Source organism: Streptomyces harbinensis, from assembly GCF_900116145.1.
Lineage (GTDB): Bacteria > Actinomycetota > Actinomycetes > Streptomycetales > Streptomycetaceae > Streptomyces > Streptomyces carpaticus.
On sequence record NZ_FPAB01000004.1, the window covers coordinates 368,838 to 385,274 of the forward strand.

At 72.8% G+C, this 16,437-nt stretch carries 12 protein-coding genes; 7 read left to right on the top strand and 5 right to left on the bottom strand.

Annotated elements, in window-relative coordinates; all coding sequences use genetic code 11:
• Positions 1 to 13 precede the first annotated feature (13 nt).
• From cydD to hisC, 4 genes are all read right to left on the bottom strand, one after another.
• Positions 14 to 3,619 carry a thiol reductant ABC exporter subunit CydD gene (gene cydD, locus BM385_RS13130; RefSeq protein WP_093843142.1) on the bottom strand — a complete coding sequence of 1,202 codons (3,606 nt, stop codon included), beginning with the start codon at positions 3,617 to 3,619 and terminating at the stop codon, positions 14 to 16.
• Between the two features lie 33 nt (positions 3,620 to 3,652).
• A complete protein-coding gene (cydB, locus tag BM385_RS13135; RefSeq protein WP_093843143.1) occupies positions 3,653 to 4,657 on the bottom strand; it encodes a cytochrome d ubiquinol oxidase subunit II in 1,005 nt (334 codons plus the stop codon).
• Between the two features lie 23 nt (positions 4,658 to 4,680).
• On the bottom strand, positions 4,681 to 6,243 hold the full coding sequence (locus BM385_RS13140) for a cytochrome ubiquinol oxidase subunit I (protein WP_093843144.1): 1,563 nt from the start codon (positions 6,241 to 6,243) through the stop codon (positions 4,681 to 4,683).
• 141 nt (positions 6,244 to 6,384) lie between these two features.
• Positions 6,385 to 7,533: a histidinol-phosphate transaminase gene (gene hisC, locus BM385_RS13145; RefSeq protein ID WP_254791543.1), complete on the bottom strand. Its 1,149-nt coding sequence runs from the start codon at positions 7,531 to 7,533 to the stop codon at positions 6,385 to 6,387.
• A 324-nt stretch (positions 7,534 to 7,857) separates the two neighbouring features.
• On the opposite strand from hisC, the gene BM385_RS13150 reads away from it, so the two are divergent.
• The 3 genes from BM385_RS13150 (at position 7,858) to BM385_RS27135 (ending at position 11,589) form a co-directional block, all read left to right on the top strand.
• Positions 7,858 to 9,024: a LacI family DNA-binding transcriptional regulator gene (locus BM385_RS13150; RefSeq protein ID WP_093843145.1), complete on the top strand. Its 1,167-nt coding sequence runs from the start codon at positions 7,858 to 7,860 to the stop codon at positions 9,022 to 9,024.
• A 199-nt stretch (positions 9,025 to 9,223) separates the two neighbouring features.
• Positions 9,224 to 10,204, top strand: a complete 981-nt coding sequence (locus tag BM385_RS13155) for a metallophosphoesterase (RefSeq protein ID WP_078575809.1) — start codon at positions 9,224 to 9,226, stop codon at positions 10,202 to 10,204.
• A 254-nt stretch (positions 10,205 to 10,458) separates the two neighbouring features.
• Entirely contained in the window at positions 10,459 to 11,589 is a 1,131-nt protein-coding gene (locus BM385_RS27135) for a hypothetical protein (RefSeq protein ID WP_093843146.1), read from the top strand.
• Between the two features lie 27 nt (positions 11,590 to 11,616).
• Here BM385_RS27135 and BM385_RS13165 read toward each other — a convergent pair whose 3' ends face one another.
• Complete coding sequence (locus BM385_RS13165) at positions 11,617 to 12,504, bottom strand: HAD hydrolase family protein (protein WP_380980860.1); 888 nt, start codon at positions 12,502 to 12,504, stop codon at positions 11,617 to 11,619.
• Between the two features lie 104 nt (positions 12,505 to 12,608).
• Here BM385_RS13165 and BM385_RS13170 point away from each other — a divergent pair, with 104 nt between their 5' ends.
• The 4 genes from BM385_RS13170 (at position 12,609) to BM385_RS13185 (ending at position 16,430) form a co-directional block, all read left to right on the top strand.
• The gene (locus BM385_RS13170) at positions 12,609 to 13,538 is read left to right on the top strand and encodes an LLM class flavin-dependent oxidoreductase (RefSeq protein WP_019432242.1); all 930 of its coding nucleotides are present in this window, start codon (positions 12,609 to 12,611) and stop codon (positions 13,536 to 13,538) included.
• A gap of 101 nt (positions 13,539 to 13,639) precedes the next feature.
• Positions 13,640 to 14,593 (top strand): ABC transporter ATP-binding protein, encoded by a 954-nt coding sequence (locus tag BM385_RS13175; RefSeq protein ID WP_175542975.1) that lies wholly within the window; start codon positions 13,640 to 13,642, stop codon positions 14,591 to 14,593.
• Positions 14,590 to 15,516 (top strand): hypothetical protein, encoded by a 927-nt coding sequence (locus tag BM385_RS13180; RefSeq protein WP_093843148.1) that lies wholly within the window; start codon positions 14,590 to 14,592, stop codon positions 15,514 to 15,516. The genes BM385_RS13175 and BM385_RS13180 overlap by 4 nt, the downstream gene beginning before the upstream one ends.
• Positions 15,513 to 16,430 (top strand): ABC transporter ATP-binding protein, encoded by a 918-nt coding sequence (locus BM385_RS13185; RefSeq protein ID WP_093843149.1) that lies wholly within the window; start codon positions 15,513 to 15,515, stop codon positions 16,428 to 16,430. Before BM385_RS13180 ends, BM385_RS13185 begins: the two co-directional genes overlap by 4 nt.
• The last annotated feature ends 7 nt before the right edge of the window (positions 16,431 to 16,437 follow it).

Below are 16,437 nucleotides of genomic sequence, written 5' to 3' on the forward strand. Positions count from 1 at the left end.
GCAGCGAGGGTAGTTAGTCCCTCTTTGCGGCGAAAGTCGGAATCGGCCGGGCCGGGGCCCCGGCTGCGGCCTCCCGTTCCAGCATCCGCCGGAAGGGCCCCTCGGTGGCGGCCAGCTCGGCGTACGGGCCGCGCTGTACGGGCCGTCCCGCCGCCAGCACCAGGACCTCGTCGACGGCGTCGAGCCCGGCGAGCCGGTGGGTGATCAGCACGGTGGTGCGGCCCTCGGTGGCGGCGAGCAGGTCGTGGGTGAGGGCGTCGGCGGTGGGCAGGTCGAGGTGTTCGGCGGGCTCGTCCAGGATCAGCACGGGGAAGTCGGCGAGGAGGGCGCGGGCGAGTGCGAGCCGCTGGCGCTGGCCGCCGGAGAGCCGGGCGCCGTGTTCGCCGACCTCGGTGTCCAGGCCGTCGGGCAGCGCGTCCACCCACTCCAGCAGCCGGGCTCCGGCGAGCGCGGTGCGCAGGGCGGCGTCGTCGGCGGAGGGGTCGGCGAGCCGGAGGTTCTCGCGCAGGGTGCTGTCGAAGAGGTGGGCGTCCTGGGCGCACAGGCCGATGTGCCGGCGTACGGCGTCGCCGTCCAGGTCGGTGGCCGGGGTGCCGGCGAGGGTGTAGGGGGCGGTGCCGGTGGGCCCGGTGGGGTGCGCCGGGTCGAGGAAGCGCAGCAGCACCTGGGCCAGAGTGGTCTTCCCGGCTCCGGAGGGGCCGACGACCGCGATCCGGTGGCCGGGGATGAGGTCCAGGTCGACGCCGTCCAGGGCGGGCGGGGCGTCGGGTGCGGTGCCGGGGTAGCGGGCGGTCAGGCCGCGCAGCCGCAGCGGGAACGGTCCCGCCGGGGTGGCGGCGGGGTGTTCGGGTTCCCGTACCGGCGCGGGGGCGTCCAGGACGTCGCGGATGCGTTCGGCGGCGCGGCGGGCGCGCTGCCGGTGCTGGACGGCCAGGGGCAGGCCCAGGACCGCCTCGAAGGCGGCCAGCGGGACGAGGACGACGGTGGCCAGCCAGACGCCGGTGAGCCGGCCGTCGGCCACTGCCGGGACGCCGGCCCAGGCGGTGGCGGTGACGGTGAGCCCGGTGATGAGGGCGAGCAGTCCGCCGGCCAGGCCGGTGACGGCGGCCGACCTGGCGGCGATCCGGGTCAGCCGGCTGTCGGCCGCGCGGACGGCGTCCAGCTGGGCGGGCAGGGCGCCGGCCACGGTCAGTTCGGCGGTGCCGGTGAGCAGATCGACGGTGCGGGTGGCCAACTCACCGCGTGCGGGGGCCAGCCGGCGGTCGTTCCGGCGGGCGAGCGCGGCGCTGAGGGCGGGTACGGCCACTCCGGCGAGCAGCAGCCCGGCCGCGAGGGCGGCACCGGCGGCGGGCAGCAGCCAGGTGGTGAACGCGACGGCGCCGGCCGAGACGGTGCCGGCCGCGACGGCGGGCAGCAGCCAGCGCAGGTAGTAGTCCTGGAGGGCGTCGACGTCGGTGACGAGCCGTGAGAGCAGGTCGCCGCGCCGGGTGCGGCGCAGCCCTGCGGGGGCGAGCCGCTCCAGCCGCCGGTAGACGGCGACCCGCAGCCCGGCGAGGATCCGCAGGACGGCGTCGTGGCTGACGAGGCGTTCGGCGTAGCGGAAGACGGCCCGGCCGATGCCGAAGGCGCGGGTGGCGGTGACGGCGACCATCAGATAGAGGATGGGCGGCTGTTCGGAGGCGCGGGAGATGAGCCAGCCGGAGACGGCCATCAGTCCGGTGGCGGAGCCGAGGGCGAGCGCGCCGAGGACGGCTCCGAGGATCAGCTGTCCGCGCCGGCCCGCGCCGGTGTGCCGTATCCAGGCGAGCGGGCCGAGGGCGGGGGCGTCGGCGTCGGTACCGGTGGCGGTGTCGACGGTGGTGTCGGTGTCGGCTGGAGCGTCCGCCGCCCGGTGGGCGGTCGGCTGCGGGGTGGCGGTGGCGGGCCGGTCGGCCACGGCCGGATCGGACGCGTGTTCGCCCACGGGCGCGGGCGGAGCGGGGGCGGCGGCTGCGCCGGTGGTGCCCTGTTTCACGTGAAACACCCGATCGGCGGCAGCCAGCAGAGCCGGACGGTGGGTGACCAGCAGGACGGTACGGTCGGCGGCCAGCGCGGTGATGGTGGCGACGATCTCCGCCTCGGTGCTGCCGTCCAGTGCGGCGGTGGGCTCGTCGAGCAGCAGGATGGGGCGGTCGGCCAGCAGGGCGCGGGCCAGGGCGACGCGCTGGCGCTGGCCGGCCGACAGGCCGCCGCCCGCCTCGTCCAGCCGCCGCCCGGGGTCGAGATCCCCGGCCGCCGCCGCCCGCAGCGCCGCCGCGACCTCCGTGTCGGTGGCCTCGGGGCGGGCCAGCCGGACGTTCTCCGCGATGGTGCCGGCGAACAGCCGGGGGTGCTGCGGCACCCAGGCGATACGGCGGTGCCAGGCGGCGAGGTCCACGGACGCCAGATCCGTGTCGCCGATGAGCACCTGCCCCCGGTCCGGGCGGGTGAAGCCGAGGACGACATGGAGCAGAGTGGTCTTGCCGGCGCCCGACGGGCCGGTCAGCGCCACGGTCTCGCCCGGGGCGAGGGTGAGGGTGGTCGGCGCCAGCGAGTCCTGATCCCGGCCGGGGTGCCGGACCGCCACACCCTCAAGCCGGATCGGCGCACCGGGCGGCGGGGCGAGGGTGCCCGGCGCGCGGCCGGGAGCGGTCTCCAGGACCTCGAAGACCTCGGCCGCCGCCGACAGGCCCTCCTGGGCGGCGTGGAACTGGGCGCCGACCTGGCGCAGCGGCAGATAGGCCTCCGGCGCCAGGATGAGCACCACCAGGCCGGTGTAGAGATCGAGTTCGCCGTGCACCAGGCGCATGCCGATGGTGACGGCGACCAGGGCGACCGAGATGGTGGCGAGCAGTTCCAGGGCGAAGGAGGACAGAAAGGCGACCCGCAGCGTCCGCAGGGTGGAGCGGCGGTAGTCGGCGGTGATGGCCCGGATGTTCTCGGCCTGGGCCTTGGCCCGGCCGAACACCTTGAGTGTGGTCAGCCCGCCCACCACGTCCAGGAAGTGGCCGGAGAGCCGGGCCAGCTGCCGCCACTGGCGGTCCATCTGCGCCTGGGTGGCCCAGCCGATGAGGACCATGAAGAGCGGGATCAGCGGCAGGGTGCCCGCGATGATCGCGGCCGAGACCCAGTCGTCGGTGACGATCCGGGCCAGGACCGCCACCGGCACCACCACCGCGAGGCCCAGCTGGGGCAGATAGCGCGCGAAGTAGTCGTCGAGCGCGTCCACGCCCCGGGTGGCCAGTGCGGTCAGCTCACCGCTGCGCTGCCCGCTCAGCCAGCCGGGACCGAGCCGGGCGGCATGTCCGAGCAGCCGCATCCGCAGCTCGGACTTGACCGCCGCCCCGGCCCGGTGCGCGGCCAGTTCGGTCAGCCAGGCCACCAGCGCGCGCCCCAGCGCGGTGGCGGCGAGCAACAGCAGCGGGGTGCGGAGCGAGGCGAGGTCGCGGCCGTCCCAGAAGGCGCCGGCCACGATCTCGGCGATCAGCATGGCCTGGGCGATGAGCAGGACGGCTCCGGTCAGCCCCAGCGCCACCGAGGCGGCCAGGAAGCCGCGGGTGGCTCGGGCGTAACGGAGCAGTCTCGGGTCTACCGGCTTCATCGGTCCCTTCCGTCCCTGCTGGTGAGGCCGTCGTCAGTGTGCCGCCGGCGCGATGTGCTGGGTCCCGATGCGCTTGCGGAAGACCCAGTACGTCCAGCCCTGGTAGAGCAGCACGATCGGGGTGGCGATGGCCGCGCACCAGGTCATGATCCGCAGGGTGTAGGGGCTGGAGGCGGCGTTCTCGATGGTGAGCGTGCCGGCCGGGTCCCCGGTCGACGGCATCACCTCGGGGAACAGCGCCAGGAACAGCATGGCCACGGCGGCCACGATGGCCAGCCCCGACCAGCTGAACGCCCAGCCCTCGCGGCCCCTGGCGTTCGCGGCCAGCGCAGCGCCCAGCGAGAGGGCGGCGACCACCATGGCCACCAGCGTACGGGTGTCGCCGCTCGCGTCCTGGGTCCACAGCAGGAAGGCGGCGGCCAGCGCCAGGGCGGCCAGGCCGAGTCCGGTGGCGAGCCGCCGGGCCCGTCCCCGGATGTCGCCGACCGTCTTGAGCGCGGTGAAGACCGCCCCGTGGAAGGTGAACAGCACCAGGGTGAGCGCCCCGCCGAGCAGCGCGTACGGGTTGAGCAGGCCGAAGACGTCACCGGTGTACTCGTGGGAGGCGTCCAGCGGGACCCCGCGCACGATGTTGGCGAAGATCACGCCCCACAGGAAGGCGGGCACCGCCGAGCACCAGAAAATCGCGTGCTCCCAGTTGCGCTGCCAGCGCTCGCCGGGCCGCTTGGCGCGGTACTCGAAGGCCACGCCGCGCACGATGAGGCACAGCAGGACGGCGAGCAACAGCAGGTAGAAGCCGGAGAAGAGGGTGGCGTACCAGTCCGGGAAGGCGGCGAAGGTGGCGCCGGCCGCGGTCAGCAGCCAGACCTCGTTGCCGTCCCAGACCGGGCCGATGGTGTTGATGAGGACGCGGCGTTCGGTGCGGTCGCGGGCGAGGGCCTTGGTCAGGACGCCGACACCGAAGTCGAAGCCCTCCAGGAAGAAGTAGCCGATCCACAGGACGGCGATGAGGGCGAACCACACGTCGGGGAGGTTCATCACATGCTCCTTGTGCGCGGGTCTCAGTAGGAGAAGGCCATGGGACGGTCCTCCGGTTGCCGCGTCCCGTCCGGATCGCCGGTGCCGTCCGTGCCGCCGGGTCCGCTGTCGCGGTCGTGGCCGCCGATGCGGGTGGGCGGGTTGAGGTCGGCTTCGGTCAGCTCGGGCGGGCCCGCCTTGGCGTACTTGGCGATGAGCCGCACCTCGACGACGGCGAGGATCGCGTACAGCAGGGTGAACAGCGTCATGGAGGCGATCACCTCACCCTGTGAGACACCGGGGGAGACGGCGTCGGAGGTGCGCAGGACGCCGTAGACCACCCAGGGCTGGCGGCCGGTCTCGGTGAAGATCCAGCCCCAGGCGTTGGCGATCAGCGGGAAGAGCATGGTGAGCAGGGCGAGCCGCCAGTAGCCGCGGGTGAGGGCGGGGCCCAGTTCGCGGTCGCGGGTGAGGGCGAGCCGGGGCACGGTGTCCTCGTCGGTGCGCAGATCCTCGGCGAGCCACAGCCGGCGGCGGGTGAGCCACAGTCCGGCGGCGCCGAGCGCGGCGGAGGACATGCCGAAGCCGATCATCCAGCGGAAGCTCCAGTAGGCGACCGGGATGTTGGGGCGGTAGTCGCCGGGCCCGTACTGCTCCTGCATTGCCTCGTTGGTGTCGTTGATGCCGGGCACCGGGTCGTGGAAGTTGTCGTGGGCGAGGAAGGAGAGCAGCCCGGGGATCTCGATGGCGACGTCGTTGTGGCCCTTGGCCACGTCGCCGATGCTGAACAGGGAGAACGGGGCCGGGGCCTGGGTGTCCCACAGCGCTTCGGCGGCGGCCATCTTCATCGGCTGCTGGTCGTACATGATCTTGCCGAGCCGGTCGCCGGAGAAGGCGGTGAGCATGCCGGCCACGACCATGGTGATCAGGCCGAGCCGCAGCGAGGTGCGCATCACGCGGATGTGCTGCTTGCGGATCAGGTGGTAGGCGGCGATGCCGACCATGAACGCGCCGCCGGTGAGGAAGGCGGCGGTGATGGTGTGCGCGAACTGGGCGACGGCGGTGTTCTGGGTGAGGACGTGGACGATGTCGGTCAGCTCGGCGCGTCCGGTCTCCTCGTTGATGCGGTAGCCGACCGGGTGCTGCATCCAGGAGTTGGCGGCCAGGATGAAGTACGCGGAGAGCACGGTGCCGATGGCCACCATCCAGATGGTGGCGAGATGGATCTTCTGCGGGAGCTTGTCCCAGCCGAAGATCCACAGTCCGATGAAGGTGGACTCGAAGAAGAAGGCGATCAGCGCCTCGAAGGCCAGCGGAGCGCCGAAGACGTCCCCGACGAAGCGGGAGTAGTCCGACCAGTTCATGCCGAACTGGAACTCCTGGAGGATGCCGGTCACCACGCCGAGCGCGATGTTGATGAGGAAGATCTTTCCCCAGAACTTGGTGGCCCGGAGGTACTTCTCCTTGCCGGTGCGTACCCAGGCGGTCTGCAGGCCGGCCGTGAGGGAGGCGAGCGAGATCGTCAGCGGTACGAAGAGGAAGTGGTAGACGGTGGTGATCCCGAACTGCCACCGTGCCAGTGTTTCGTCGGCGAGCGCCAGATCCACGGGGGTCTCCTTCCCTGCGCCCCGTACCTTGTGAACGTATTCACATTCACAAGTACGATGATGGCACACCGCTCCCGGGGTCCCCCGCGGGGGTCCGGGAGCGGTCAGCAGCGCGGAAAGCGCAGGTCAGAAGGGGTGTGATCAGGACGAGACGGAGGCGCGGAAGGCCGCCGCCGTGGCCAGCACCACATCGTTCGCCTCGGGCTCGGCGACCGTGATCCGTACCCCCTCGCCGGCGAACGGCCGCACCGTCACGCCCGCCTCCTCGCAGGCCGCCGCGAACCGGGCGGTGTCCGCGCCCAGCCGCAGCCACACGAAGTTCGCCTGCGAGTCCGGCACCGGCCAGCCCTGCTCGCGCAGCGCGTCCGCCACCCGCGTCCGCTCGGCGACCAGGGCCGCCACCCGCTCCAGCAGCGCCGGCTCGGCGCGCAGCGAGGCGATGGCCGCGTTCTGGGCGATCTGGCTCACCCCGAAGGGCACCGCCGTCTTGCGCAGCGCCGCCGCCACCGGCTCGTGCGCCACCGCGAAGCCCACCCGCAGCCCGGCCAGCCCGTACGCCTTGGAGAAGGTGCGCAGGACGCACACGTTGGGACGGTCCCGGTAGAGCGCGAGCCCGTCGGCCGCCGTGTCGTCACGGACGAACTCCCGGTACGCCTCGTCGATCACCACCAGGACGTCGGAGGGCACCCGGTCCAGGAAGCGGGAGAGCGCGGCGTGGCCGATGGCGGTGCCGGTGGGGTTGTTCGGGGTGCAGACGAAGATCAGCCGGGTGCGGTCGGTGACGGCGTCGGCCATCGCGTCCAGGTCGTGCTCCTCGCCGGCCGTCAGCGGCACCCGGACCGAGGTGGCCCCCGAGATCTGCGTGATGATCGGATAGGCCTCGAAGGACCGCCAGGCGTACACCACCTCGTCCCCCGGTCCCGCCGTCGCCTGGAGCAGCTGCTGGGCGACGCCCACCGAGCCCGTGCCGGTGGCCAGATGGCTCACCGGTACCCCGAAGTGGCCGGACAGCTCGGCCAGCAGTTCGCCGGCCGCGAGGTCCGGATAGCGGTTGAAGGCGCCGGCCGCGCCCACGGCGGCCTCCAGCACCCCGGGCAGCGGCGGGTAGGGGTTCTCGTTGGAGGACAGCTTGTACACCGCGCGGCCGTCGGCCCGCGCGGCGGCCGGGCGGCCCGGCAGGTAGGCGGGGATGTCCTCCAGCGCGGCGCGCAGCCGGGGGCCGGCGACCTCCGCGGCCGGAACGGAGTCGGGCACGGCGTCCCGCGGGGCGTCCTGGGAAGATACGGTCATCCTCCACACTGTATGAGGAAAGCCGCGCCACGCGTATCCCCCCGGAACCGGCCCGATGGCGGGGGCGCAGCGCTCGTACGCCCTTCCGCGCCGGTGGCGAGCGCCCTGGCGCGCATCACTCGTGAGAGTGAACCGCTTGCCGTTGATTTCGAGTGCGGCGTTCGGAAGTAAGCGCTCGTACATCGGTTCCCTTGCAGGGAAAATGGCCTCTTGACCCTTCTATTCGAAGGCAGAACGGCGAGTTGATCATGCAGAAACGTCATCGCGCCCCTGCCGCCGCAGCGCGACGGACCTCTCCGCCCCCGGGCCTACGATCAGGTCGCCATGACAGCAGCGAAGCATCAGGTGACTCGGTCCGCCGGGCGCCGGCCGAGCGGGCGGGCCGGCATCCGGGATGTCGCCGCGGCAGCCGGTGTCTCGATCACGACCGTCTCCGACGCGCTCAACGGCAAGGGCCGGCTGCCCGACGCCACCCGACGCCACGTGCGCAGCGTCGCGGACCGGCTCGGTTACCGCCCCTCGGCCGCCGCCCGTACGCTGCGCACCGGCAAATCGGGGCTCATCGGGCTCACCGTGACCACCTACGGCGAAGAACCGTTCACCTTCACCGAGTTCGCCTACTTCGCGGAGATGGCCCGCGCCGCCACCTCCGCCGCCCTCGCCCGCGGCTACGCCCTGGTGATCCTCCCGGCCACCTCCCACCACCGCGACTTCGACGTCTGGTCGAACGTGGCGCTTGACGGAACGGTGGTCATCGACCCGGCCGACCACGACCCGGTCGTCACCGAACTCGTGCGGCAGGGCATCCCGGTGGTCTCCGACGGCCGCCCCGACGCCGCCCTGCCGGTCACCGCCTGGGTGGACAACGACCACGAGGCCGCCGTCCTCGGCCTGCTCGACCACCTGGCCGGCTCCGGCGCCCGCCGCATCGGCCTGCTCACCGGCACCAGCACCGACACCTACACGCGGCTCTCCACCACCGCCTACCTCTCCTGGTGCGAGCGGGTCGGCCAGGAGCCGGTGTACGAGTCCTACCCGGCCCACGACCCGTGCGCCGGCGCGGTGGCCGCCGACCGGCTGCTGGCCAGACCCGACCGGCCCGACGCCGTCTACGGGCTCTTCGACCCCAACGGCACCGATCTGCTGGCCGCCGCCCGCCGTTACGGACTGCGCGTCCCGGACGATCTGCTGGTGGTGTGCTGCAGCGAGTCCCCGGTGTACGCCACCACCGAACCGCCCATCACCACCCTCTCGCTCAAGCCGGGCCGCATCGGCTCCACCGTCGTCCAGCTGCTGATCGACGCCATCGAGAACGCCGCGGACCGCGAGGGCGGCCGGGACCGCGACCGGGTACGGGCGGCGGCCCGGGCCCCCGCGCACCAACTCATGCCCACCGAACTGATCGTGCGCACCTCCTCCCAGCGCACCGCGCGCCGGGCCCCGCGCACCACGGTCACCGCCCCGCGTACCCCGCCGCTCGGTGACCGCTAGTTTCCAGCCGCTGGTTCCGGCAATATCGTCTTACGACAGAACCTCGCGCCGACCGCATCGGTGGCGACGCGCCGGTACGCACCGTGCCGCGGATCGTCACCCCCGGTGTGTCACACGTGAGCGGCTGGATTCCTATGATGGGCGAATGGCACCGGGACCCGGCCGAAACGGCAGGTCCCGCAGGTGAAGGCGGCGTGTGATGGTGGAGGGGTCGATGACTCAGGGGGCCGGCGAGGGACCCACGACGTGGCAGGGCGCGGCCGAGGGCGGTCCGGCCATTCCTCCCCGGCCCACCCGTGAACCCGATCTGTACACCCCCACCGTGCGCGATCTGCCGGTGATCGAGGGCGCCGGGCCGCTGTACGTGGTCGGTGACGTCCACGGCTATCTGGACGAACTGCGCGCCGCGCTGCGGGCCGCGGGGCTGACCGACGACGAGGACCGCTGGGCGGCCGGGAACGCCCGGCTGTGGTTCCTGGGCGACTTCACCGACCGGGGGCCGGACGGCATCGGCGTCATCGACATGGTGATGCGCCTCTCGGCGGAGGCCGCGGCGGCCGGCGGCTACTGCAAGGCGCTGCTCGGCAACCACGAACTGCTGTTCCTCGGCGCCAGCCGGTTCGGCGACACCCCGGTCGACTCCGGGGCCGGCACCGCGTCCTTCCACGCGGCCTGGATGCTGAACGGGGGTCAGCGCGCCGATATGGAACGGCTGCGCGACCACCACATCCAGTGGATGTCCCGGCTCGATTCGATGGCCGTGGCGGACGGCCATCTGCTGCTGCACTCCGACACCACCGCCTATCTCGAATACGGGCAGAACGTCGACGACGTCAACGACGCCATCTGGCAGGCCCTCGCGCGCAATGACGCGGAGGAGACCTGGGAGCTGTTCCGCAAATTCACCAAGCGGTTCGCGTTCCGGGACGAGGGCGGTCCGCAGGCCGCCAGGGAACTGCTGGACACCTACGGCGGCAAGCGCATCGTGCACGGCCACAGCCCCATCCCGTACCTCACCGGTGAGCCCGCCGAATCCGAGTCCGGCGACCCCGACGCGCCGGACGCCGCGCCCCGGATCGACGGGCCGCACATCTATGCGGATTCCCTGGCCATCGCGATGGACGGCGGCGTCACCATGGCCGGAAAACTTCTGGTGGCCCGGCTTCCCCTGGATGATTGAGCGTCCGTTCCCTGTTGTGCGGAGTGCCCGGCCACGGTGGCGGGCAGGTGAGAAGGGGGCGCACAAGGCCGCGGGGGTGCCGGGAATCCCTCCGGCGAGGTGACGGACGGAAAGATTCCGGCAATCTCCTATGACGGGCGCCGGAAGCCCTTTACCATCAGTCCCTCACCAGCTCTCTGCCCACCTGACCGCCCGGTCGGCAGGAAGGCCCTTCGGAGCATCTGGGGACTTATATGAACAGCGCTCATGATGTGTTGCCAGAGGATCGAGCCGAATTCGAGCGGGTCCTCGACGAGGCGCTGCGCTCGGCGCGGCTGGGAAACGGCGCCGGGGGCACCGACGCCGTCCGCCGGGTGCGGCGTGCCGCGCTGGAGGCCAGACCGCAGCTGACCGCCGCCGCGGGCGACGAGTACCACCGCTACGTCCGGCTGCGGGAACAACTGCGGGCCGGTGCCGGGCAACCGGACGGGCGCGAGAGATCCGGCGGCGGCAATCTGACGGTTGTCTCGGTGCTGATCCCGGTGCTGGCCGGGATCGCCGCCGTGGTGTTCCTGCTGGTCGGCTATGTCATGGGCCTGTCCGACAATGAGGCGGGCGTGGCCAGGTCGATGCGGGACATCGGCTGGCTGTTCGCGCTGTTCGCCGCCTTCGGGCTGCTGCTCGCGGTGGCCGGGCTGGTGATCACGGCGGCCCGCAACGGCTCCGCCTCCGCCATCCGGGCCGGTGAGCAGGACGCGGGGCGCGGCCGGCTGGCCGGGGACGTGGCCGAGGCGCGGGAGGACTGGCGGCGGGCGCTCGTGGAGCGCGGCATCGCACCGTACCTGCGCCAGGCGGTGGCGCTGCACGCCAGCGGCGGCGACGGGGACCGGGACCGGGACCGGGACCGGGACGGCGGAGGCGAGGCGCGCGGTACGGCGTCGGGGCGGGTGGCGCCGCAGCGGCGGTTCTCCAGCCCCGAGTTCTCCAGCCCCACCGGCGGGGCGCCCCGGACCACGCCGCGCGTCGGTCATCCCGAGTACTCGCGGCCGGAGTTCTCCAGCCCGGAGTTCTCCACGCAGCGCGGGGAGGAGCCGGCCCCGGCCAAGGGGTACGCGGCGCCCGACTACGCCTCGCCGGAGCGCTCGGGCGGCGCGAGCCGCGGCTACTCCACCGGGCGGTACACTGCGGGCGATTTCGCGGCGGGCGACTACACCTCGGGTGACTACGCCCGTCCCGGCTTCGACTCGTCGTCCTCCTCCGGCGGGGAGGGCGAGGGGGAGGACCGGGGCGGTGAGCGGCCCGCGAAGGGGTACGCCGCCCCGGACTTCGGCAGCCCCGACTACGCGGGCCCGCGCCGCAAGGACGACGCGGCGGGCCCGGCCGGCGGCGAGGAGAACCGGCCCTGAAGCGCCGCCCGGTGGGCCGCGCGCCGCTCAGCCGCCGGCCAGCAGCTGTTCGATGACGACCGCCACCCCGTCCTTCTGATGGGAGAGGGTGCGCCGGCCGGCGGCGGCCAGCACCGCCGGATGGGCGTTGGCCATCGCGTAGGCGCGGCCCGCCCAGCGCAGCATCTCCAGGTCGTTCGGCATGTCGCCGAACGCCACCACCTCGCCGGGCGCGATGCCGTGCCGGGCGCAGTGCAGCGCCAGGGTGCTGGCCTTGGTGACGCCGGGGGCGCTGATCTCCAGCAGGGCGGTGGGTGAGGAGCGGGTGATCTCGCCGAGCCCGCCGCAGACCGAGCGGGCCAGGGCCAGGAAGGCGTCCGGGGCCAGCTCCCGGTGGTGCGCGAGCAGTTTGAGGAGCGGCTGGCCGGCGTACGGGCTGTCCTCGGCGAGCAGTTCCTCGACGGGGGTGGTGCCGACGACGGTGGGGTCCTCCTCGTGCAGCGGCGGGTAGCCGGTGGCGTAGTGGATGCCGCCGGCGCGTTCCACGGCGAAGGTGACGCCGGGGGCGGCGGCGCGCAGCGCGGCGACCAGGCCGAGCGCGCCCGTGACCGGGAGGGCGCGGGCGGCGAGCAGGGTGCCGCCGGAGCGCAGATCGACGAGGGCGGCGCCGTTGCCGCAGATGGCCAGGGAACGCCCGGTGGCGTGCTCGCGCAGCGGGAGCACCCAGCGGGCCGGGCGGCCGGTCACGAACAGCACCTCGATGCCGGCCCGGCCGGCGGCGGCCAGCGCGGCGGCGGTGCGGGGGGAGACGGTCCCGTCGCGGCGCAGCAGGGTGCCGTCCAGATCGGTGGCGATGAGCTTGGGGAGCGTGGTGCGGCTGGGCGATGGGGGGAGAGTGAGGGTGCGGGAGACTGGTGTGAACACGGCGTCAGGCACAGTCATGCAGCATATGCCCGCCCATGCGTGCAGGGGTGCCGCGCGAATGAGCCATCGGCCGGAAGCGGTGAATTCCTGACCGGAAAGGGCCTAGGCTTCCCCGCATGGCTGTTTCCTCCGCCCTCCCCCTGCGGCTCTCCACCGTCATCCTTCCCGTCTGGCGCTGGCAGGAAGGGGGACGCCGGAGCTGGCAGCACGCCGAGGAGCTGGGCTTCCACACCGCGTACACCTACGACCATCTCTCCTGGCGCACCTTCCGTGACCAGCCCTGGTTCGGCGCGCTCCCCACCCTGACCGCGGCGGCTGCCGCCACGGAGCGCATCCGCCTGGGCACCATGGTGATCTCGCCAAATTTCCGGCACCCCGTCACGCTGGCGAAGGAACTGATCACGCTCGATGACATCTCGGGCGGCCGGCTCACCCTCGGTATCGGCGCCGGTGGCTCCGGCTTCGACGCCACCGCGCTCGGCCACGACGCGTGGAGCCCGCGCGAGCGCGCCGACCGCTTCGCCGAGTTCGTACCCCTGCTGGACCGGCTGCTCAGCGAGGGCGGCAGCGGCGGGGTCTCGTACCGGGGCGACTTCTACTCCGCGCACGAGGTCCGCACCATCCCCGGCTGCGTGCAGCGGCCCCGGCTGCCCTTCGCGGTCGCCGCCACCGGCCCGCGCGGCATGCGGCTGGCGGCCCGGCACGGCCAGGCGTGGGTGACCACCGGCGACCCGAAGTCCCTGGACGGCGGCCCTGACGCGTTCCTCGCCGGTCTCGGCCGCCAGGTGGAGCGGCTGGCCGGCATCTGCGAGGAGACGGGCCGCGAACCGGGCGCGCTGGACAAGATCGTCCTGGACTCCTCCCTCGCCCCCGGGGTCGATCCGCTCCAGTCGGTGGCGGCGTTCGTCGACTTCGCCGGCCGCTGCGCCGAACTGGGCTTCACCGAACTCGTCGTCCACTACCCGGTGCCCGACTCGGTGTACGCCGCCGACCCCGTCGTCTTCGAGCGGATCGCCACCGAGGGGCTCGCCCAGCTGGCACGTTAGGCCGCGCCCGGCACATCCGGGGGCATACCCCGGTTCCCCTAAGGGGAAAGGCAGCCGCGAGAGGGAGGTGGCACCCGGTGGGCGGCACTAGTGTCTGCCGGGTGAGTGTGATTGCGACCGAGAGCCTGAGCAAGCGGTACCCCAGGGTGACCGCACTTGACCGGCTGACCGTGGACATCGGGCCGGGCGTCACCGGCCTGGTCGGCGCCAACGGGGCCGGCAAATCGACGCTGATCAAGATCCTGCTGGGGCTCGCTCCCGCGAGCGAGGGCAGCGCGGCCGTCCTGGGCAAGGACACCGCCCGTGAGGGCGCCGCCATCAGGGAGCAGGTCGGGTACATGCCCGAGCACGACTGCCTGCCGCCCGATGTGTCGGCGACCGAGTTCGTCGTGCACATGGCCCGGATGTCCGGGCTGCCGAGCACGGCGGCCCGGGAACGCACCGCCGACACCCTGCGGCACGTCGGCCTGTACGAGGAGCGGTACCGTCCCATGGGCGGCTACTCCACCGGCATGAAGCAGCGCGTCAAGCTCGCCCAGGCCCTCGTCCACGACCCGAAGCTGGTGCTGCTCGACGAGCCCACCAACGGCCTCGACCCGGCCGGCCGGGACGAGATGCTCGGCCTGATCCGGCGCGTGCACACCGACTTCGGGATATCCGTGCTGGTGACCTCCCACCTGCTCGGCGAACTGGAGCGCACCAGCGACCACATCGTCGTCATCGACGGCGGCAAGCTGCTCAAGTCGCAGTCCACCCGGAGCTTCACCCAGACCACCACCACCCTGCTGATCGAGGTCACCGACTCCGACGCCCACCCGGACGGCGCCGACGCGCTGCGCACCGCGCTGACCGCCGCCGGCGTCACGCCGGTGGCCGAGCCGGACAGCACGCCCGGTGCGGCCCGGCTGGTCGTGGTCGAGGCGGACGAGGAGCGGGTGTACGACACGGTGCGCGACACCGTCGCCGACCTCGGTCTGGGGATGGTGCGCATGGAGCAGCGCCGGCACCGGATCGCCGAAGTCTTCCAGGAGAACCGGACGGAGGCGGCCTCATGAGCACCCCCACCCCCACCCCCACCCCCAGCCCCACCCCGCAGACCGCTACCGCGCGCATCCACAACATCGGCTACCGGCACTACGACGGCCCGCGGCTCGGGATCCCGTACGCCCGGCTGTCGCTGTTCACGCACTCACTGCGCGGGGCGTACGGCCTGGGGCGCTCGGCCCGCTCCAAGATCCTGCCGTTCGCGCTGGCCGCCATCATGGCCGTGCCCGCGCTGGTGATGGTGGCGGTCGCGGTCACGGTCGGCATGAACAGCCTGCCGATCGGCTACACCGAGTACGCGCTGTTCATGCAGCCGATCATCGGGCTGTACCTGGCGCTGGCCGGCCCGCAACTGGTCTCGCTCGACCAGCGCTACCACACCCTGCCCCTGTACTTCTCCCGGCCGCTCGAACACGCCGACTACGTACGGGCGAAGGCCGCCGCGCTGGCCGCCGCGCTGTTCGTGTTCACCGCCGTCCCGGTGGTGCTGCTGTACATCGGCGCGCTGCTCGCCAAGCTGAGCCCGGCCGACGAGACCCTCGGCTTCGGCAAGGGCCTGCTCTTCTCGGCCGTCTTCTCCGTCCTGCACGCCGCCATCGTGCTGCTGATCGCCTCGCTCACCCCGCGCCGCGGCTTCGGCGTCGCGGCCATCATCGGGGCGCTCACCGTGCCGTACTTCGCGGTCACCTCCGTGCAGTTCGTCGTCGCCGAGCAGGGCAGCGGCAGTCTGGACTCCGTCGGCTGGCTGGCGATGCTCTCGCCCGGCTCGCTCCTGGACGGCTTCCAGGGCGCGCTGCTCGGCGGCACGACCGAATTCCCCCACCAGTACGCACCCTCCGGCGCGATGGGCGCCGGCTACCTCGCGGTGATCGCCGGCGTGACCGCCGTCTGCTACGTGCTGCTGCTGCGCCGCTACCGGAAGGCGGGACTGTGACCACCATCCGCATCGAGAACGCCTCCCGCTGGTTCGGCAACGTCGTCGCCATCAACGATGTGAGCGTCACCATCGGACCGGGCATCACCGGGCTGCTGGGCCCCAACGGCGCGGGCAAGTCCACGCTGATCCACATGATGGGCGGCTTCCTGCCGCCGTCCGCCGGTGCCGTCACCCTGGACGGGGAGCCGATCTGGCGCAACGAGGCGGTCTACCGGCACATCGGGCTCGTCCCCGAGCGCGAAGGCATGTACGACTACCTGACGGGCGCCGAGTTCGTGCGGGCCAACGCCGAACTCCACGGCCTGCCCGACCCGGACACCGCCGCCCGGGCCGCCCTGGCCACCGTCGAGATGGAGCACGCCGCCGACCGCAACATCGTCACGTACAGCAAGGGCATGCGGCAGCGCGTCAAGATGGCCTCCGCGCTCGTCCACGAGCCGTCGGTGCTGCTGCTGGACGAGCCGTTCAACGGCATGGACCCGCGCCAGCGCATGCAGCTGATGGACCTGCTGCGCCGGATGGGCGAGCAGGGCAGGACCGTGCTGTTCTCCTCGCACATCCTGGAGGAGGTCGAGCAACTGGCCTCGCACATCGAGGTCATCGTGGCCGGCCGGCACGCGGCGTCGGGCGACTTCCGCACCATCCGCCGGCTGATGACGGACCGGCCGCACCGCTACCTGGTGCGCTCCAGCGACGACCGCGTGCTGGCCGCCGCGCTGATCGCCGACCCGTCCACCACCGGCATCCACTTCGACACCGAGGAGGACGGCCTGCGCATCGAGGCGGCCGACTTCCCGCGCTTCACCACGCAACTCCCCCGGCTGGCCCGGGAACACGGCGTCCGGCTGCTGTCGGTCTCGCCGTCCGACGAATCCCTGGAGAGCGTCTTCTCCTATCTGGTGAGCGCGTAAAGGAGCC